This is a genomic window from Streptomyces sp. NPDC054770 (assembly GCF_053611985.1).
Genome location: NZ_JBSHBL010000016.1, coordinates 110,129 through 127,749, shown reverse-complemented (window position 1 = coordinate 127,749; position 17,621 = coordinate 110,129). Strand labels below are relative to the sequence as shown.

The following is a 17,621-nucleotide window of genomic DNA, read 5'->3' as shown; positions in this document are numbered from 1 at the left end:
TGCCGACAAAACCCCCCGTTGTCAGGCTGTGCCCTCTCCGAGCCCGGCCACCTCGTCCGGAGTCGTGCCCGTCAGCTCCCCGTCCGCCATCAGCAGCCACCGGGTGATCCCGATCGACTCCAGGAACGGTAGGTCGTGACTGGCCACGATCAGGGCGCCCGCGTACGACTCCAGAGCCGTGGTGAGCTGGCGGACGCTCGCCATGTCCAGGTTGTTCGTCGGCTCGTCCAGCATCAGCAACTGCGGCGCCGGCTCGGCCAGCAGCAGCGCGGCCAGCGCCGCCCGGAAGCGCTCGCCGCCGGACAGCGTCCCCGCCTGCTGGTCTGCCCGGGAGCCCCGGAACAGGAAGCGGGCCAGCCGGGCCCGGATCCGGTTGTTGCCGGCGTCCGGTGCGAACCGGGCCACGTTCTCGGCGACGGTCAGCTCGTCGTCGAGGACGTCCAGCCGCTGCGGCAGGAAACGCAGCGGCACGTGCGCGTGCGCCTCGCCCGCGACCGGCGCCAGCTCCCCGGCGATCGTCCGCAGCAGCGTCGTCTTGCCCGCGCCGTTGCGCCCGATCAGCGCGATCCGCTCGGGCCCGCGCAGATCGAGGATCCCCTTCACCCGCGAGCCGTGCGCGAGCTCCAGATTCTCCAGCGTCAGCACGTTCCGGCCCGGCGGCACGGCCGTGCAAGGCAGTTCGACGCGGATCTCGTCGTCGTCCCGTACCGCCTCCACCGCCTCGTCCAGCCGCTCCTTCGCCTCGCTGAGCCGCTCCTCGTGCATGATGCGGTGCTTGCCCGCGGACTCCTGGGCCGCGCGTCTGCGCGCCCCCATGACGATCTTCGGCTCGCGCTTCTGCTCGAACATCTTCTGCCCGTACCGCTTGCGGCGGGCCAGTTTGACCTGGGCGTCGGACAGTTCGCGTTTCTGCTTGCGGACATCGGCCTCGGCGACCCGCACCATGCGTTCGGCCGCCTCCTGTTCGACCGCGAGCGCCTCCTCGTACGCCGAGAAGTTGCCGCCGTACCAGGTGACCTCCCCGGTGCGCAGGTCGGCGATCTGGTCGACCAGGTCGAGGAGTTCGCGGTCGTGGCTGACCACGATCAGCACGCCCGGCCAGGACGCGACGGCCGCGTACAGCCGCTTGCGGGCGTACAGGTCGAGGTTGTTGGTGGGCTCGTCGAGCAGCAGCACGTCCGGGCGCCGCAGCAGCAGCGCGGCCAGCCGCAGCAGCACCGACTCGCCGCCGGACACCTCGCCGACGCTCCGGTCCAGGCCGATGTGGCCGAGCCCGAGTTCGCCGAGGGTGACCAGGGCGCGCTCCTCGACGTCCCAGTCGTCGCCGACCGTCTCGAAGTGCGCCTCGGACACGTCACCCGCCTCGATGGCGTGCAGCGCGGCCCGCCGGGCGGCGATACCGAGCGCCTCGTCGACGCGCAGCGTGGTGTCGAGCGTGACGTTCTGCGGGAGGCAGCCGACCTCGCCGGCCACCTTGACGGTGCCGTCGGCCGGGGTGAGCTCACCGGCGACGAGCTTCAGGAGCGTTGATTTCCCTGATCCGTTGACGCCGACCAGGCCGGTGCGGCCGGGGCCGAAGGAGATGTCCAGGCCGTCGAAGACGGGGGAGCCGTCGGGCCAGGCGAAGGACAGGGACGTGACGGTGACGGATGCAGACATGGGCGCCTCGCGGTTGCTTGCGGTGTCGGGGGACAGACACGTGTCGAGACACCGCGAGGCAGCAGCCGAATGGGCCAGGAAGGGATCCTGCGCCGGGAGGACGGCTCACACGCCGAGGTCGAACGCCACAGACACACCTCACGGGTGTGACGCGGTGTCTCGGAACCTCAGACGAGCAACGTCCTTCTCCAATCGGCGACAACAGGACGTGCACCACCGTACGAGCGGGTTCGGCGCGCCGTCAACGCATTAAACGGCGGCGTCGACGCACGGAACGCGAGCCCCGCCGGGCTCCACATGCAGGTCGGATTCCTGCCAGCCTCCGTCCTGCACCGGGTGATTGAGTCGTCCGCATGACGACGAACCAGAGCACCCTCCGGGACCAGGCCCGCGCCTTCCACGCCCTGCACGTCCCGGGGCGGCCGCTCGTCCTCCCGAACGCCTGGGACGCGGTGAGCGCCCGGCTCGCCGAGGACGCGGGCGCCGCCGCGGTGGCGACCACCAGTGCCGGGCTGGCCTGGGCCCTCGGCGCCGTCGACGGCGACCGGCTGGACCGGGACCGGGCGCTGGAGGCCGTGGGGCGCATCGTCGCCACGGTGCGGGTTCCGGTCAGCGCCGACATCGAGAGCGGGTACGCCGAGGACCCGGAGGGTGTCGCCGACACCGTCCGCGCGGTGCTCGCGGCGGGCGCGGTGGGCGTCAACATCGAGGACGCCCTGTACGGCACGGAGGGGAGCGGGCCGCTGCGGTCGGTCGCGGGGCAGGTCGAGCGCATCGCTGCCGCGCGGGCGGCCGCGGACGCGGCGGGGGTGCCGTTGTTCGTGAACGCCCGGATCGACACCTTCCTGCGCGCCGCGGGGGGAGTGGACGCCACCCTGGAGCGGGCCGCCGCCTTCCGGGCCGCGGGCGCCGACGGGATCTTCGTCCCCGGGGTTGTCGATCCGGAGACGGTCAAGGCACTCGTCGAGGGTGTCGGCCTGCCGCTGAACGTGCTGGTGGGCCCGGGCGCGCCGGCCGTCGCCGAACTGGCCGCCCTCGGTGTGGCCCGGGTGAGCGCCGGTTCCGGCCTGGCCGAGGCCGCACACGCGTCCGTCCGCCGCGCCGCACGGGAGCTGCTGGACGCGGGAACGTACGGGGCACTGGCGGGCGGGATCGGCTACGGCGAGCTCAACACCCTGCTGGCGCGGAAGAACTGACTCAGCAGGCGTCGCGCATCAGCTCGGCCAGGTCGTGGTCCAGGTCCAGCTGGAGGTGTTCGAGGCCGGTGGGGACCAGGTCGCCGGTGGCCTCCAGGAACCGGCGTATCTCGCCCGTGCGCACATGGATGACGGCGGTGCCCTCGGGGGCGTGGAACTCCAGCACGGTCCGGTCGTAGCCGTACGGCCGCACCCGGACGTCACCATTGCCCTCGGGCGCGTGCAGCCCGGCTGCCAGCAGCTCGCGGGAGAACGTCCAGCAGACGTCGACCCCCTCCAGGGTGGCCGGGGCCGGGAAGGTCATGCGCACCGCGAAGGGGTCCTCGCGGTCGTAGCGCAGGGTGGCGGGAATGCTCGGCATGCGCGGCGACGCGGCGACCAGGCGGGCCTCTACGGGCTGCTCGATGACGGTGGACAACGCCTTGCTCCCTCGTGACGGTCGTACGAATTTCCGGGCGTGTGAGACCTGGCACTTGAAGAGACGACGGAAGCGACAGATCCGTGCACGCGTAGTGCGAGTGACCTCTGTCACCGGCCTTATTCACACCCGGGGCTTACCTGGCGCCAGGGGCTGCCGGGCCCTCTGGACGGCGCCGTGACGGTCGGATAGCTTCGCGCGCCATGAGGCGCATGGGGAGCACGCGACGCACAGGACGAGCCCGACGTACCGGCCGGGCGGTCGCGGTGGGGGTGGCGTGCACGGCGGCGCTGGCCGCGCTGACCGCCGGTTCGGCGCAGGCCACGACGCGGGCACCGCACTGGGAGCTCAAGGACACGGGCACCCCGGACGTGCGGTTCCGGGGCCTGGCCGCCGTCGACCGGAACACCGCCTGGCTGGCCGGTACCGCCGGTACCGTCCTGCGCACCACGGACGGCGGGACGAGCTGGCGGAACGTCTCTCCGCCGGGCGCGGGCGACCTCCAGTTCCGGGACGTCGAGGCGTTCGACGCGCGCCGCGCGGTGGTGCTGGCCATCGGCGAGGGCGAGGCGTCCCGGGTCTACCGCACCGACGACGGCGGCCGGACCTGGACGGAGTCCTTCCGCAACACCGACCCCGCCGCCTTCTACGACTGCATGGCCTTCTTCGACCGCCGGCACGGCCTCGCCATGAGCGACCCGGTCGACGGGAAGTTCCGCATCCTGTCGACGAGCGACGGCGGCCGTTCCTGGCGCGTGCTGCCGGCCGACGGCATGCCGGCCGCCCTGGACGGCGAGGCGGGCTTCGCGGCGAGCGGCCAGTGCCTGGTCACCTCCGGGCCGAAGGACGCCTGGCTGGCCACCGGCGGCGGCGCCCACGCGCGCGTGCTGCACTCCACCGACCGCGGCCTGACCTGGACCGCCGCCGACACGACCGTCCCGGCCGGCGATCCGGCCAAGGGCGTCTTCGCCCTCGCCTTCCGCGACCGCCGGCACGGCCTCGCGGTCGGCGGCGACTACCGCGCCGACCAGGCCTCACCGCAGGCGGCCGCGGTCACCCCGGACGGCGGCCGCAGCTGGCGGCCCGCCGCCACCCCGCCGCCCGCCTACCGCTCCGGCGTGGCCTGGCTCCCGCACAGCCGCACCAGGGCCCTCGCCGTCGGCCCCACCGGCACCGACCTGACCACCGACGGCGGCCGCACCTGGCGGACCGTCGACACCGGCTCGTACGACACGGTGACCTGCACACCGGACCTCAGCTGCTGGGCGGCCGGCGAGCAGGGGCGGGCGGCACGCCTGGAGAACTGATCAGGGGGTACCCGTTCCGCACACCGGGGAAAGGAGCGGTCATGCCACGCGGATCCAGCCCCAAGCGGGAACGTCAGTACGAGCACATCAAGGAGAGCGCGCTCGACCGCGGCGAGAGCCAGGGCCGCGCCGAGGAGATCGCCGCCCGGACCGTCAACAAGGAACGCGCCCGGTCCGGTGAGTCCAGGACCGCGAGCCGGACGTCCATCGAGGACATGTCGTCCGGCCGGCGCGGCGGCAAACGGTCCCACAGCGGCGCTCAGGGCCCGACCTACGACCAGCTCTACGAGGAGGCCCAACAGCGCGGCATCGAGGGCCGTTCGGACATGAACAAGGCGCAGCTGCAACGCGCCCTGAACGCCGAGAAGAGCTGACGCCGGGCCGTACGCGGGGTCCTGACCCGTCAGCGCACGCGCGCGTGGCACGCCGTACGCTCGTGCCCACCATGACGACGACCGTACGCGTACCCGCCGACTGGCCCGCGACCGAGGAAGCGGCCCTGGCCGTGCAGGACGAGCTGCGGGGCCGGGTGGTCCTCGACGAGCCGGGCCCGGCGCCCGGCACCGGTCGGGTCACCGGCGTCGACGTGGCCTACGACGACGAGCGGGACCTGGTCGCCGCGGCGGCCGTCGTCCTGGACGCGGCGACCCTGGAGGTCGTCGCCGAGGCGACCGCCGTCGGCCGGGTGTCCTTCCCGTACGTGCCGGGACTGCTCGCCTTCCGCGAGATCCCGACCGTACGGGCCGCCCTGGACGCCCTGCCCTGCCCGCCGGGCCTGGTCGTCTGCGACGGCTACGGCCTCGCCCACCCGCGCCGCTTCGGCCTCGCCAGCCACCTGGGCGTCCTCACCGGCCTGCCCACCGTCGGCGTCGCCAAGAACCCCTTCACCTTCGCGTACGACGACCCGGACGCCCCGCGCGGCAGCCACGCGCCGTTGCTCGCCGGCGCCGAGGAGGTCGGCCGCGCCCTGCGCACCCGGGACGCGGTCAAGCCGGTGTTCGTCTCCGTCGGCCACCGGGTGAGCCTCGACAACGCCTGTGCCCACACGCTCGCGCTCACCCCGAAGTACCGGCTGCCGGAGACCACCCGCCGCGCGGACGCGCTGTGCCGCCGGGCGCTGCGCGAGGCCCAGGCCTGAGTATCCGCTCTGAGTACGAGTACGGATGTGGGCGGCCCGCGCCCGACGGCAGGCTGGCCCGCATGACCACACACCGTGCACCCAAGCCCGCGGCCGACCCCGCCCAGTCCGTCGAGCGCGCCGTGAACGCGGCGCTGGTCCTCGCCGCGGTGGCGGGGTTCGCCTGGATCGTCGCGATGCTCTACACCGTGCTGGAGTGGCAGTCCTGACGGTGCCCGGGCCTGCCGGAACGCCTGCTAGAACGTTGCAGCCACCCGGAACCCGATGCCCGCCGCCCGCAGCCGCTCGGTCAGTGCGTCGCCCATCGCCTGCGCGGTGGTGACCTGGCCGGCCGTCGGCGGCAGGTCGTCGAAGGCGAGGGAGAGGGCGGCCTCGGCGAACATCTTCGCCGTCTCGCCGTAGCCGGGATCCCCGCCCGAGACCTCCGTGAACACCCGGCGTCCGCCGCCCTCGCCGACGAACCGGACCGTGAACCAGCTGCGGGCCCGCTTCTCCGCGTCCGGCCCGTCCCCGGGCCTGAGCCGGTCCGACAGCCAGCGCCGGGCGGGCGGCAGCTGGGCGGCCGCGGCGACGGCGCCGACGGCCGCGACCCCGCCGAGCGCCATCGGCAGGTGCCTGACGGCCGCGTAGTGCCGGTAGCGGAAGTCGGGGCCGTAGCGGTCCAGGGCCCGCGCCGAACGGCGCACGATCTGGGCGTCGATGGTGGGCAGCGGCAGCGCCCAGGCGCCGACCTCGGGCGCGAAGCGCGGGACACCCGTCGGCGCGCTCGCCCGGCGGCTCAGCAGCCGGGGCTCGTGCCGGGCGCGGTCCCGCGCGGCGGCGATCATCTGCCGGGGACGCGCGAACTGGTCCAGCGCGGAGGCGAAGGTGCCGCCGGAGAAGGCCGCGTCGGCGGTCACGAACCCGTCCACGGTCAGCGGCACGCCCTCCGGCAGCTGGCGGACCGTGAAGTACGCGCCCAGGTCGTGCGGGACCGAGTCGAAACCGCACGCGTGCACCAGGCGGGCGCCCGTCTCACGCGCGCGTGCGTCGTGCCGGACGTACGTCAGGTCCACGAACTCCGGCTCGCCGCACAGGTCCAGGTAGTCGGCGCCGGTGTCCGCGCAGGCCGCGACCAGGTCCTCGCCGTAACGGCCGTAGGGGCCGACCGTGGTGGCCACCACGCGCGCGTGCTCGGCGAGGGCGCGGATCGTGGCGGGCTCCGCCGCGTCGGCGCGCAGCACCCCGACCTCCGCGTCGCCCGGCAGCCGCTCGCGCAGCGCCGCGAGCCTGCGCTCGTCCCGGGCCGCGAGGGCCCAGCGCAGGCCCTTCGGCGCATGGGCGGCGAGGTACTCGGCGGTGAGCTCGCCGACGAAGCCGGTGGCTCCGAAGAGCACGAGGTCGTAGGGACGGTCCGTCGTCTTCAGCCTGCTCATGACACCTCTCGGTCGTGCAACCCGCGCCGTTGTCGGTGGCTGAGGCTAGCGTGAGGAGTGCGGACGCACCCCTACGGGGTAACTTGACTAAGCGCTTGCTCGTCCACCCTTGTGCCCAGTGGAACGTGTTCTTAGCATCATCGGTGTTACATCAGTTGTGTCACATGACTGGGGGCGGCATGACCACGGCAGGGACGCCAGGACACGGCCCGCTCTCCGGCGTGCGCGTGGTCGAGCTGGCCGGCATCGGCCCCGGCCCGTTCGCCGCCATGCTCCTCGCCGACCTGGGCGCCGACGTGGTCCGCGTCGACCGGCCCGGCGGCCCCGGGCTCGCCGTCGACCCGGCGTACGACGTCACCAACCGCAACAAGCGCTCGGTGCTGGTCGACCTGAAGTCCCCGGACGGCCCTGCCCGCGTCCTCGACCTGGCCGACCGCGCCGACATCCTGATCGAGGGCTACCGCCCCGGCGTCGCCGAGCGGCTCGGCGTCGGACCGGAGGACTGCCACGCCCGCAACCCCCGCCTGGTCTACGGCCGGATGACCGGCTGGGGCCAGCAGGGCCCGCTCGCCCACCGCGCGGGCCACGACATCGCCTACATCGCCCTCACCGGCACCCTCGGCATGATCGGCCGCCCCGACGAGCCCCCGGCCGTCCCCGCCAACCTGCTCGGCGACTACGCGGGCGGCTCCCTCTACCTCGTCGTCGGCGTCCTGGCCGCCCTGCACCACGCGCGCGCGACCGGCACCGGCCAGGTCGTGGACGCCGCCATCGTGGACGGCACCGCGCACCTCGCCGCGATGATCCACGGCATGGTGGCCGCGGGCCGCTGGCAGGACCGGCGCGCGGCCAACCTGCTGGACGGCGGCTGCCCGTACTACGGCACCTACGAGACGGCCGACGGCGGATACATGGCGGTCGGCGCCCTGGAGCCCCAGTTCTACGCCGAGTTCCTCCGGCTGCTCGGCGGCCTGGACGACCTGGCCGACGCCCGCAAGGACTGGACCCGCTGGGGCGAGCTGCGCGAGCGCGTCGCCGCCCGCTTCAAGGCCCGTACCCGGGACGAGTGGACGGCGGTCTTCGACGGCTCCGACGCCTGCGTGGCCCCCGTCCTCTCCCTCCGCGAGGCCCCGCACCACCCCCATCTGGCCGCCCGCGGCACCTTCACCGACCACGGCGGCATCACCCAGCCGGCCCCCGCCCCGCGCTTCTCCGCGACCCCCACGACCGTGCGCACCGCCCCCGCCCGGCCGGGCGCGGACACCACCGGAGTGGCCCGCGACTGGGACGTACCGGCACTCCTCGACGGCCAGGACGACGGCCAAGACGACGACCACGACAAGGACACCATCTGATGGAGCTCTCGACCTTCCTCGACTACGCGGGCGACCCGCGTACCGCCGCGGACCAGGCCGCCGCGCTGGAGTCGGCCGGCCTCGACGCGGTCTGGGTCGCGGAGGCCTACGGCTTCGACGCGCCCACGATCATGGGCTACCTGGCCGCCCGCACCGAACGGATGAAGATCGGCTCCGGGATCCTCAACGTCTACTCCCGCACCCCCGCCCTCATCGCCCAGACGGCCGCCGGCCTCGACGCGGTCTCCGGCGGCCGCGCGATCATCGGCCTGGGCGCCTCCGGCCCGCAGGTGATCGAGGGCTGGCACGGCAAGGCCTACGACAAGCCGCTCGGCCGTACCCGCGAGACGATCGAGCTGACCCGGCGGATCCTGCGCCGCGAGGTCATCGACCACCACGGCATCACCGACATGCCCCGCCCGGGCGGCCTCGGCAAGCCCCTGAAGATCCTCACCAAGCCGGTCCGCCCGGCCGTCCCGCTCTACGTGGCCTCCCTGGGCCCCGCCAACGTCCGGATGACCGCCGAGATCGCCGACGGCTGGCTGCCCACCCTGTTCATCCCCGAGAAGGCCCACCAGGTCTGGGGCACGCCCCTGGCGGAGGGCGCCGCCCGCCGCGACCCGGCCCTCGGCGAGCTGAAGATCGTCGCCGGCGGACTGCTGGCCATCGGCGAGGACGCGGCCGCCGCCCGGGACCTGGTCCGCCCGCGGATCGCCCTGTACGTCGGCGGCATGGGCGCGCCGGGGAAGAACTTCTACAACGACCTCGCCGTCGCCTACGGCTACGAGAAGGAGGCCCGGCTCATCCAGGAGCTGTACCTCGACGGCCGGCAGCGGGACGCCGCGGCGGCCGTACCGGACGAGTTCTGCGAGCTCATATCCCTGTGCGGCCCGGAGGGTTACGTCCGCGACCGTATCGCCGCCTTCCGCGAGGCCGGCGTGACCATGCTGGACATCACCCCCGTCGGCCCGGATCCGGCCCGCCTGGTCGAGACCGTCAAGAACTGGCTCTGACCCTCACGCTCTTGAAAGACCCTCGTCTCTTGAAAAAACCTCGTTGAAAGGCTTGTCAGTGAGCACCGAAGCGTACGTGTACGACGCGATCCGCACCCCGCGCGGCCGCGGCAAGGCGAACGGCGCCCTGCACGGCACGAAGCCCATCGACCTGGTCGTCGGCCTCATCCACGAGATCCGTGACCGCTTCCCGGACCTCGACCCGGCCGCGATCGACGACATCGTGCTCGGGGTCGTCGGCCCGGTCGGCGACCAGGGCTCCGACATCGCGCGGATCGCCGCGATCGCCGCCGGACTGCCGGACACCGTCGCCGGCGTGCAGGAGAACCGCTTCTGCGCGTCCGGCCTGGAGGCCGTGAACATGGCCGCCGCCAAGGTCCGCTCGGGCTTCGAGGACCTCGTCCTCGCCGGTGGCGTCGAGTCGATGTCCCGGGTGCCGATGGCCTCGGACGGCGGCGCCTGGTTCAACGACCCGATGACCAACCTGGCCGTCAACTTCGTGCCGCAGGGCATCGGCGCCGACCTGATCGCCACCATCGAGGGCTTCTCCCGGCGGGACGTCGACGAGTACGCGGCGCTCTCCCAGGAGCGCGCGGCGACGGCCGTGAAGGAAGGCCGCTTCGAGCGTTCCCTGGTCCCCGTGAAGGACCGCGCGGGCCTGGTCGTCCTCGACCATGACGAGCACCTGCGCCCCGGCACCACCGCCGACTCCCTCGCCAAGCTGAAGCCCTCCTTCGCCGACATCGGCGAACTGGGCGGCTTCGACGCGGTCGCCCTCCAGAAGTACCACTGGGTCGAGCAGATCGACCACGTCCACCACGCGGGCAACTCCTCCGGCATCGTCGACGGCGCCTCCCTGGTCGCCATCGGTTCCAAGGAGATCGGCGACCGCTACGGACTCACCCCCCGCGCACGGATCGTCTCGGCCGCCGTCTCCGGCTCCGAACCGACCATCATGCTCACCGGCCCCGCCCCCGCCACCCGCAAGGCCCTCGCCAAGGCCGGTCTCACCATCGACGACATCGACCTGGTCGAGATCAACGAGGCGTTCGCGGCGGTCGTGCTGCGCTTCGTGAAGGACATGGGCCTGTCCCTGGACAAGGTCAACGTCAACGGCGGCGCGATCGCGCTGGGCCACCCGCTCGGCGCCACCGGCGCGATGATCCTCGGCTCGCTCGTCGACGAACTGGAGCGCCAGGACAAGCGCTACGGCCTCGCCACCCTGTGCGTGGGCGGCGGCATGGGCATCGCCACCATCGTCGAGCGCGTCTGAAATCCCCGCGGAACCAAGAGACTTCACGGAGACACGAGCCATGACCGAGAGCACCACCATCCGCTGGGAACAGGACGACACCGGCGTCGTCACCCTCGTCCTGGACGACCCCAACCAGTCCGCCAACACCATGAACGCGGCCTTCGTCGAGTCCCTCGCCGCGGTCGCCGACCGCCTGGAGGCCGAGCAGGACTCGATCCGGGGGATCATCTTCACCTCCGCCAAGAAGACCTTCTTCGCCGGCGGCGACCTGCGCGACCTCATCCGCGTCACCCCCGAGACCGCCCAGGACCTCTTCGACGGCGGCCTCGCGATCAAGCGCAACCTGCGCCGAATCGAGACCCTCGGCAAGCCGGTCGTGGCCGCCATCAACGGCGCGGCCCTCGGCGGCGGCTACGAGCTCGCCCTCGCCTGCCACCACCGGGTCGCCCTCGACACCCCCGGCACCAAGATCGGCTGCCCCGAGGTCACCCTGGGCCTGCTCCCGGGCGGCGGCGGAGTCGTCCGCACGGTCCGCCTCCTGGGCATCGCCGACGCCCTCCTCAAGGTGCTTCTCCAGGGCACCCAGTACAACGCCACGCGCGCGCTGCAGAACGGCCTCATCCACGAGGTGGCCCAGTCGCCGGAGGACCTGCTGGCCAAGGCCCGCGCGTTCATCGACGCCAACCCCGAGTCCCGCCAGCCCTGGGACACCCCGGGCTACCGGATCCCCGGCGGCACACCCGCCAACCCCAAGTTCGCCGCCAACCTGCCCGCCTTCCCGGCCACCCTGCGCAAGCAGACCAACAACGCCCCCTACCCGGCGCCGCGCCGCATCCTCGCCGCCGCCGTCGAGGGCAGCCAGGTCGACTTCGAGACCGCCCAGGTCATCGAGGCCCGCTACTTCGTGGAGCTGGCCGCCGGGCAGACCTCGAAGAACATGATCCAGGCGTTCTTCTTCGACCTCCAGGCCGTCAACTCCGGTGCCAACCGCCCGAAGGGCGTCGAGCCCCGCAAGGTCACCAAGGTCGCCGTCCTCGGCGCGGGCATGATGGGCGCCGGCATCGCCTACTCCTGCGCCCGCGCGGGCATCGACGTCGTCCTCAAGGACGTCTCCGCCGAGGCCGCCCAGAAGGGCAAGGGCTACTCCGAGAAGCTCTGCGCCAAGGCCGTCGCCAAGGGCCGTACCAGCCAGCAGAAGGCGGACGCGCTGCTCGCCCGCATCACGCCCACCGGCGACCCGCAGGACCTGGCCGGCTGCGACGCGGTCATCGAGGCCGTCTTCGAGGACACCGCCCTGAAGCACAAGGTCTTCCAGGAGATCGAGTCGGTCGTCGCCCCCGACGCCCTGCTCTGCTCCAACACCTCCACCCTGCCCATCACCGCCCTCGCCGAGGGCGTCGAGCGCCAGAGCGACTTCATCGGCCTGCACTTCTTCTCGCCCGTCGACAAGATGCCGCTCGTCGAGATCATCAAGGGCGAGCGCACCGGCGACGAGGCCCTGGCCCGCGCCTTCGACCTGGTCCGGCAGATCAACAAGACGCCGATCGTCGTCAACGACTCGCGCGGCTTCTTCACCTCCCGGGTGATCGGCCACTTCATCAACGAGGGCGTCGCCATGGTCGGCGAGGGCATCGAGCCCGCGTCGGTCGAGCAGGCGGCGGCCCAGGCCGGCTACCCGGCCAAGGTGCTCTCCCTGATGGACGAGCTGACCCTCACCCTGCCGCAGAAGATCCGCCGCGAGTCCCGGCTGGCCGTCGAGGAGGCCGGCGGCACCTGGACCGCGCACCCCGCCGAGGCGGTCATCGACCGCATGGTCGACGAGTTCGGCCGCCCCGGCCGCAGCGGGGGAGCGGGCTTCTACGACTACGCTGAGGACGGCGGCCGCGCCGCCCTGTGGCCCGGACTGCGCGAGCACTTCACGAAGCCCGGCCACGAGATCCCGTTCCGGGACATGCAGGAGCGCATGCTCTTCTCCGAGGCCCTCGACACCGTCCGCCTCGTGGAGGAGGGCGTCCTCACCTCGGTCGCCGACGCCAACATCGGCTCGCTCTTCGGCATCGGCTTCCCCGGCTGGACCGGCGGCGTCCTCCAGTACATCAACGGCTACGACGCCTACGGCGGGGCGGGTGCAGGTCTGCCCGGCTTCGTGGCACGCGCGCGTGAACTCGCCGAGACCTACGGCGAGCGGTTCACGCCGCCCGCGCTGCTGGTGGCGAAGGCGGAGCAGGGGGAGACCTTCACGGACGGGCGCTGACCCGGCGCCGGGCCGAGTGCGCGGAGCGGATCCTCCTCAGGAGTCCGCGAGCCACTGGTGCACCTCCGCACTGAGCGAGCGCTGGAAGGCGGTCAGCAGTGCCTGGACCACCAGCGGCCGCATGTGCGCGGACAGGGACTTCACGTCCGCCTCCGTCCGCTCCGCCACCTCGGCCCGGAACAGCTGGGACAGCTCGTGCGCGGCCGCCCGCGCGTGTTCGGTCAGGACCGTGCGCGCGGCCAGGATCGCCTTCTCGGACAGCGGCACGTCGAGGAGCTGCACGGCGAGCCGGAGCAGGCCGGGGTCGATGCGGTAGGCGTTCCCGTCCGGTCGTACGACATCCATGGCGACGAGCCGTTCGACGTCCTCCTCGTCCAGCGGCCGCCCGGCCCGCCGGCGCAGCTCCCCGGCCGTCACGGTCTCCTCGGTGTCCGGGGCCCAGGAGGCCACCACGGCCCGGTGGATGGCCAGGTCGTGGTGGCTCAGGCCGGGCGGCAGCTGCCCCAGATAGCGTTCGATCGCCGCCAGCGTCATGCCCTGGTGCTGCAACTCCTCGATCAGTGCCAGCCGGGCCAGGTGCTCGCGCCCGTAGTGGCCCACCCGGCGCGCGCCGATCACCGGCGGCGGGAGCAGCCCCCGGGTGCCGTAGAAGCGGACGGTGCGGACCGTGGTGCCGGCCCGCGCGGCCAGTTCGTCGATCGTGAGCGCCGGCTCCCCGAGGTCGCCGTCGGCGTCGGTCGTCATGTGCAGCAGTATCGCTGTCACACCGGCACTGTGACACCGGGCGGTGTCTGTAGGTGTTCGCCCGATGTTCACCCCTATATCGCGATCTGGGCCTTGTGAGAAGTTCCGCTCTGTGACCTACGCCATCGCATGTGCCCAGGTGGCCGGGGGAAGGTGGCGCCTTGGTCCGTGCCCACCACCGAGTGCGCCGACCGACTACGTTCCGGACACCCGAGCGCGACCCGCCCGGGCGCACCAGAGAGTGGAACCACCTGTGAGCAAGGACGCCGTGGACACGGCACAGGCCGCCGCCACCCGGACCGACGCGGCCCAGGCGCCCGCGGACGCGGGCGACGCCGGCTACAGCAAGGACCTCAAGGCCCGCCACGTCAACATGATCGCCATCGGCGGCGCGATCGGCACCGGACTCTTCCTCGGCGCCGGCGGACGCCTCCACAACGCGGGGCCGGCCCTCGCCCTCGCCTACCTGGTCTGCGGAATCTTCGCCTTCTTCGTGGTCCGCGCCCTCGGCGAGCTGGTCCTCTACCGCCCCTCCTCCGGTTCCTTCGTGTCGTACGCGCGCGAGTTCCTCGGCGAGAAGGGTGCCTACGTCGCCGGCTGGATGTACTTCCTCAATTGGTCGACCACCGGCATCGCCGACATCACCGCGATCGCGCTCTACACCCACTACTGGAGCATGTTCACGAGCATCCCCCAGTGGACGCTCGCGCTGATCGCCCTCGCCGTGGTCCTCGCGGTGAACCTCATCTCGGTGAAGATCTTCGGCGAGATGGAGTTCTGGTTCGCGATCATCAAGGTCGCCACCCTCGTCGGCTTCATGCTGATCGGCATCTTCCTGCTCGCCACCCAGCACCGGGTCGACGGGCAGACCCCGGGCCTGGGCGTCATCTCCGGCCACGGCGGTGTCCTCCCGCACGGCCTGATGCCGGTCGTCCTGGTCATGCAGGGCGTGATCTTCGCGTACGCGGCCCTGGAACTGGTCGGCGTCGCGGCGGGCGAGACAGCCGAACCGGAGAAGGTCGTCCCGCGCGCGGTCAACTCGATCATGTGGCGCGTCGGCCTCTTCTACGTTGGCTCGGTCGTCCTGCTGGCCCTGCTCCTCCCCGGCTCGGTGTACTCGGCCGACGAGAGCCCCTTCGTCACGGTCCTCTCCAAGATCGGTGTCTCGGGCGCCGGCGACGTGATGAACCTGGTCGTCCTCACCGCGGCGATGTCCTCCCTCAACTCCGGCCTGTACTCCACCGGCCGCATCCTGCGCTCCATGGCGGTGGCCGGCTCGGCCCCGAAGTTCACCGCCCGCATGAACCGCAGCCAGGTGCCCTACGGCGGCATCCTGCTGACCTGCGCGGTCTGCGTGCTCGGCGTCGGCCTGAACTACCTCATGCCCAGCCAGGCCTTCGAGATCGTGCTGAACGTCGCCTCCCTCGGCATCATCAGCACCTGGGTGATCATCATGCTCTGCCACCTGATCTTCGTCCGCCGGGCCAGGGCCGGCCTGGTCGACCGCCCCGCGTTCCGCCTCCGCTTCAGCCCGGCGACCGAGATCGCCACGATCGCCTTCCTGCTGGTCTGCCTCGGCATGATGTGGAACGACCCCGAGGTCGGCCGCAAGACCCTCCTGCTCATCCCGGTGATCGCCGCCCTGCTGGTGGCCGGCTGGTTCGGCGTCCGCCGCCGGGTCTCCCGGACGACCGACAAGGAACTGTCCCAGCTCACGAAGTAGCAGGCCGGCGCCGTTGTCAGTGGCATCGCCTACGGTGGTGTCATGGCGGAGATCACATACATCCGGGGGGACGCCACCACGCCGTCGGGCAAGGGCGTCAAGGTGATCGCCCACGTCTGCAACGACCTGGGCGGCTGGGGAAAGGGCTTCGTGCTGGCGCTCTCCCGCCGCTGGCCGGAGCCGGAGAAGGCATACCGCGCCTGGCACCGCGACCGCGCGAACAACGACTTCGCCCTGGGCGCGGTCCAGCTGGTCCGCGTCGATCGGTACATCTGGGTGGCCAACATGATCGGCCAGCGGGGGACGAAGACGGGCAGCAAGGGCGTACCGGTCCGGTACGAGGCGATAGACACGGCGCTGGCCAAGCTCGCCGACGAGGCGACCGAACGCGGCGCGTCCGTGCACATGCCCCGCATAGGCTGCGGCCTGGCCGGCGGCAAGTGGTCCCGGATCGAGCCGCTGATAAACGAACGGTTGGTGGCACGGGGCATCGAGGTCACGATCTACGACCACGGGGAAGAAGCCTCCGTGCAGCGCCCCTGAAAGGGGCGCGGGGAACCGCGCGACCAGCCACACACGGCCCGCAGCCCCCCACCCGCCGAACCCGGCACCCCCTCAGTGCACGTCGTTCGTAGCCTCGATCTGCTTCCAGGACTTCGGCTGGACCGGAGCCACCGCGGCCTTCAACGCAGGAGCCGCCGGCTTCGTAGGCTCGAACAGCCACGCGTCGAACAACCCCGACAGCGACTTCCCCGACACCTTCTCCGCGTACTCCTCGAAGTCGGCCACCGAAGCGTTCCCGTACGCGTGCTCCTTCGGCCACCCCTTCAGAATCGCGAAGAACGCGTCGTCACCGACCGCGTTCCGCAGCGCCTGCACGGCCAGCGCCCCCCGGTCGTAGACAGCGATGTCGAACTGGTCGTCGGGCCCGGGATCCCCCGGCTTCACCGTCCAGAACGCGTCGTCGGCCGGATGCGACGCGTACACGTAGTCGGCGAGCTCCTGCGTCGTGCCCTCGCCCTCGTGCTCGGACCACAGCCACTGCGCGTAGCGGGCGAAGCCCTCGTTGAGCCAGATGTCCTTCCAGCCCTTGAGGGAGACGTCGTCGCCGTACCACTGGTGCGCCAGCTCGTGCACGACCACGGAGGTGTTGGCGCCGTTCGCGAACTGCTTCGGGCTGTAGTAGACCCGGGTCTGCGTCTCCAGCGCGTACCCGGTGGTGGTGTTCGGCACGTACCCGCCGGCCGAGCTGAAGGGATACGGCCCGAAGTAGCCGGAGAGCCAGTCGACGAGCTCCCCGGTGCGCTCCACGCTCGCCCGCGCCGCCCCGTCGTTGTCGCCGAGGTCCTTGCTGTAGGCGTTGACGACCGGTACCCCACCCTCCGACGTACTGGTGGTGATGTCGAACTTCCCGACCGCCAGAGTGGCCAGATAGGTCGCCTGCGGCTTGTTCTGCCGCCAGTTGTACCGGGTCCAGCCGCGCTGCGAACTCGTCGACTGGAGCAGGCCGTTGGAGATGACCTGGGTGCCGTCGGGGACGGCCACCGACACGTCGTAGGTCGCCTTGTCCAGCGGGTGGTCGTTACTCGGGAACCACCACCAGGCGGCCTCGGGCTCGTCCGCCGCGACCGCCCCGTCCGGTGTCCGGTGCCAGGTGTTGAAGCCGTACGCGCTCTTCGTCGACGGCACCCCGCTGTAGCGGACGACGACGGTGACCGGCGTGCCCTTCGCCAGCGGCGACTTGGGGGTGACGACCAGTTCGTGCTGACCGGACGTGGCGAAGTCCGCCTTCACCCCGTTGACCCGTACCTCGCTCACGTCCAGCAGGAAGTCCAGGTCGAAGCTGGACAGGTCCTGCGTGGTGCGCGCCAGGATCGTCGCCGTACCGGCCAGCTCGTCGGTGGCCGGCTGGTACTGCAACCGCAGGTCGTAATGGGAGACGTCGTAACCGCCGTTGCCGTAGTACGGGTAGTAGGGGTCGCCGATGCCCGGTGCGCCGGGGCTGTAGCTCGCGGCCGATGCCGGGATCGCCAGCAGCAGGGAGGCCGCCGCGAGGGCGCCCGGCGCGAGGATTCTGCGGTGCACGAGAACTCCAGGTCGGTAGGGGGGCCGAGGCGCCCCCGCCACACCGCGGCGGGCAGCGC

General features: G+C 72.2%; 16 protein-coding genes. 11 read left to right on the top strand and 5 right to left on the bottom strand.

Annotated features, from left to right (window positions below; genetic code table 11):
• Positions 1–21: 21 nt before the first annotated feature.
• Positions 22–1,659, bottom strand: a complete 1,638-nt coding sequence (locus ACWGKQ_RS17075; RefSeq protein WP_453292718.1) for an ABC-F family ATP-binding cassette domain-containing protein — start codon at positions 1,657–1,659, stop codon at positions 22–24.
• Positions 1,660–2,012: 353 nt separating this feature from the next.
• Between ACWGKQ_RS17075 and ACWGKQ_RS17070 the strand changes: the two genes are divergently transcribed.
• Positions 2,013–2,855, top strand: coding sequence for an isocitrate lyase/PEP mutase family protein (locus tag ACWGKQ_RS17070; protein WP_453292717.1), 843 nt, complete (start codon positions 2,013–2,015; stop codon positions 2,853–2,855).
• Between the two features lies 1 nt (position 2,856).
• Here the strand turns inward: ACWGKQ_RS17070 and ACWGKQ_RS17065 are convergent, their stop codons facing one another.
• Positions 2,857–3,273 carry an SsgA family sporulation/cell division regulator gene (locus ACWGKQ_RS17065; RefSeq protein WP_453292716.1) on the bottom strand — a complete coding sequence of 139 codons (417 nt, stop codon included), beginning with the start codon at positions 3,271–3,273 and terminating at the stop codon, positions 2,857–2,859.
• A 212-nt stretch (positions 3,274–3,485) separates the two neighbouring features.
• Between ACWGKQ_RS17065 and ACWGKQ_RS17060 the strand changes: the two genes are divergently transcribed.
• The 4 genes from ACWGKQ_RS17060 (at position 3,486) to mmpA (ending at position 5,927) form a co-directional block, all read left to right on the top strand.
• On the top strand, positions 3,486–4,580 hold the full coding sequence (locus tag ACWGKQ_RS17060) for a WD40/YVTN/BNR-like repeat-containing protein (protein WP_453292715.1): 1,095 nt from the start codon (positions 3,486–3,488) through the stop codon (positions 4,578–4,580).
• 41 nt (positions 4,581–4,621) lie between these two features.
• Positions 4,622–4,954 carry a plasmid stabilization protein gene (locus tag ACWGKQ_RS17055; protein WP_453292714.1) on the top strand — a complete coding sequence of 111 codons (333 nt, stop codon included), beginning with the start codon at positions 4,622–4,624 and terminating at the stop codon, positions 4,952–4,954.
• A gap of 71 nt (positions 4,955–5,025) precedes the next feature.
• A complete protein-coding gene (locus tag ACWGKQ_RS17050; protein WP_453292713.1) occupies positions 5,026–5,718 on the top strand; it encodes an endonuclease V in 693 nt (230 codons plus the stop codon).
• Between the two features lie 62 nt (positions 5,719–5,780).
• Complete coding sequence (gene mmpA, locus ACWGKQ_RS17045; RefSeq protein WP_453292712.1) at positions 5,781–5,927, top strand: morphogenic membrane protein MmpA; 147 nt, start codon at positions 5,781–5,783, stop codon at positions 5,925–5,927.
• Positions 5,928–5,954: 27 nt separating this feature from the next.
• Here mmpA and ACWGKQ_RS17040 read toward each other — a convergent pair whose 3' ends face one another.
• The gene (locus tag ACWGKQ_RS17040; protein WP_453292711.1) at positions 5,955–7,133 is read right to left on the bottom strand and encodes a saccharopine dehydrogenase family protein; all 1,179 of its coding nucleotides are present in this window, start codon (positions 7,131–7,133) and stop codon (positions 5,955–5,957) included.
• Positions 7,134–7,312: 179 nt separating this feature from the next.
• Here ACWGKQ_RS17040 and ACWGKQ_RS17035 point away from each other — a divergent pair, with 179 nt between their 5' ends.
• From ACWGKQ_RS17035 to ACWGKQ_RS17020, 4 genes are read left to right on the top strand one after another with little or no spacing between them, the layout of a single operon-like run.
• Positions 7,313–8,488 carry a CaiB/BaiF CoA transferase family protein gene (locus ACWGKQ_RS17035; RefSeq protein WP_453292710.1) on the top strand — a complete coding sequence of 392 codons (1,176 nt, stop codon included), beginning with the start codon at positions 7,313–7,315 and terminating at the stop codon, positions 8,486–8,488.
• Positions 8,488–9,501: an LLM class F420-dependent oxidoreductase gene (locus ACWGKQ_RS17030; RefSeq protein WP_453292709.1), complete on the top strand. Its 1,014-nt coding sequence runs from the start codon at positions 8,488–8,490 to the stop codon at positions 9,499–9,501. The genes ACWGKQ_RS17035 and ACWGKQ_RS17030 overlap by 1 nt, the downstream gene beginning before the upstream one ends.
• 58 nt (positions 9,502–9,559) lie before the next feature.
• The gene (locus tag ACWGKQ_RS17025; protein ID WP_453292708.1) at positions 9,560–10,774 is read left to right on the top strand and encodes an acetyl-CoA C-acetyltransferase; all 1,215 of its coding nucleotides are present in this window, start codon (positions 9,560–9,562) and stop codon (positions 10,772–10,774) included.
• Positions 10,775–10,814: 40 nt separating this feature from the next.
• Complete coding sequence (locus tag ACWGKQ_RS17020; protein ID WP_453292707.1) at positions 10,815–13,010, top strand: 3-hydroxyacyl-CoA dehydrogenase NAD-binding domain-containing protein; 2,196 nt, start codon at positions 10,815–10,817, stop codon at positions 13,008–13,010.
• 36 nt (positions 13,011–13,046) lie between these two features.
• Here ACWGKQ_RS17020 and ACWGKQ_RS17015 read toward each other — a convergent pair whose 3' ends face one another.
• Complete coding sequence (locus ACWGKQ_RS17015) at positions 13,047–13,754, bottom strand: MerR family transcriptional regulator (protein ID WP_453292747.1); 708 nt, start codon at positions 13,752–13,754, stop codon at positions 13,047–13,049.
• 253 nt (positions 13,755–14,007) lie between these two features.
• On the opposite strand from ACWGKQ_RS17015, the gene ACWGKQ_RS17010 reads away from it, so the two are divergent.
• Together ACWGKQ_RS17010 and ACWGKQ_RS17005 are read left to right on the top strand one after the other, a co-directional pair.
• Positions 14,008–15,477, top strand: coding sequence for an amino acid permease (locus ACWGKQ_RS17010; RefSeq protein WP_453292706.1), 1,470 nt, complete (start codon positions 14,008–14,010; stop codon positions 15,475–15,477).
• 42 nt (positions 15,478–15,519) lie between these two features.
• A complete protein-coding gene (locus tag ACWGKQ_RS17005) occupies positions 15,520–16,020 on the top strand; it encodes a macro domain-containing protein (protein WP_453292705.1) in 501 nt (166 codons plus the stop codon).
• A gap of 72 nt (positions 16,021–16,092) precedes the next feature.
• On the opposite strand, the gene ACWGKQ_RS17000 is transcribed toward ACWGKQ_RS17005, so the two are convergent.
• Positions 16,093–17,562 carry a M1 family metallopeptidase gene (locus tag ACWGKQ_RS17000; RefSeq protein ID WP_453292704.1) on the bottom strand — a complete coding sequence of 490 codons (1,470 nt, stop codon included), beginning with the start codon at positions 17,560–17,562 and terminating at the stop codon, positions 16,093–16,095.
• Positions 17,563–17,621: the final 59 nt, after the last annotated feature.

Excerpts from the sequence above, each read along its gene's own strand:
- ACWGKQ_RS17040 (WP_453292711.1), bottom strand. The coding sequence starts at position 7,133 with ATGAGCAGGCTGAAGACGACGGACCGTCCCTACGACCTCGTGCTCTTC.
- ACWGKQ_RS17070 (WP_453292717.1), top strand. The coding sequence starts at position 2,013 with ATGACGACGAACCAGAGCACCCTCCGGGACCAGGCCCGCGCCTTCCAC.
- ACWGKQ_RS17020 (WP_453292707.1), top strand. The coding sequence starts at position 10,815 with ATGACCGAGAGCACCACCATCCGCTGGGAACAGGACGACACCGGCGTC.
- ACWGKQ_RS17075 (WP_453292718.1), bottom strand. The coding sequence starts at position 1,659 with ATGTCTGCATCCGTCACCGTCACGTCCCTGTCCTTCGCCTGGCCCGAC.
- mmpA (WP_453292712.1), top strand. The coding sequence starts at position 5,781 with ATGACCACACACCGTGCACCCAAGCCCGCGGCCGACCCCGCCCAGTCC.
- ACWGKQ_RS17060 (WP_453292715.1), top strand. The coding sequence starts at position 3,486 with ATGGGGAGCACGCGACGCACAGGACGAGCCCGACGTACCGGCCGGGCG.
- ACWGKQ_RS17035 (WP_453292710.1), top strand. The coding sequence starts at position 7,313 with ATGACCACGGCAGGGACGCCAGGACACGGCCCGCTCTCCGGCGTGCGC.
- ACWGKQ_RS17030 (WP_453292709.1), top strand. The coding sequence starts at position 8,488 with ATGGAGCTCTCGACCTTCCTCGACTACGCGGGCGACCCGCGTACCGCC.
- ACWGKQ_RS17050 (WP_453292713.1), top strand. The coding sequence starts at position 5,026 with ATGACGACGACCGTACGCGTACCCGCCGACTGGCCCGCGACCGAGGAA.
- ACWGKQ_RS17015 (WP_453292747.1), bottom strand. The coding sequence starts at position 13,754 with ATGACGACCGACGCCGACGGCGACCTCGGGGAGCCGGCGCTCACGATC.
- ACWGKQ_RS17055 (WP_453292714.1), top strand. The coding sequence starts at position 4,622 with ATGCCACGCGGATCCAGCCCCAAGCGGGAACGTCAGTACGAGCACATC.
- ACWGKQ_RS17005 (WP_453292705.1), top strand. The coding sequence starts at position 15,520 with ATGGCGGAGATCACATACATCCGGGGGGACGCCACCACGCCGTCGGGC.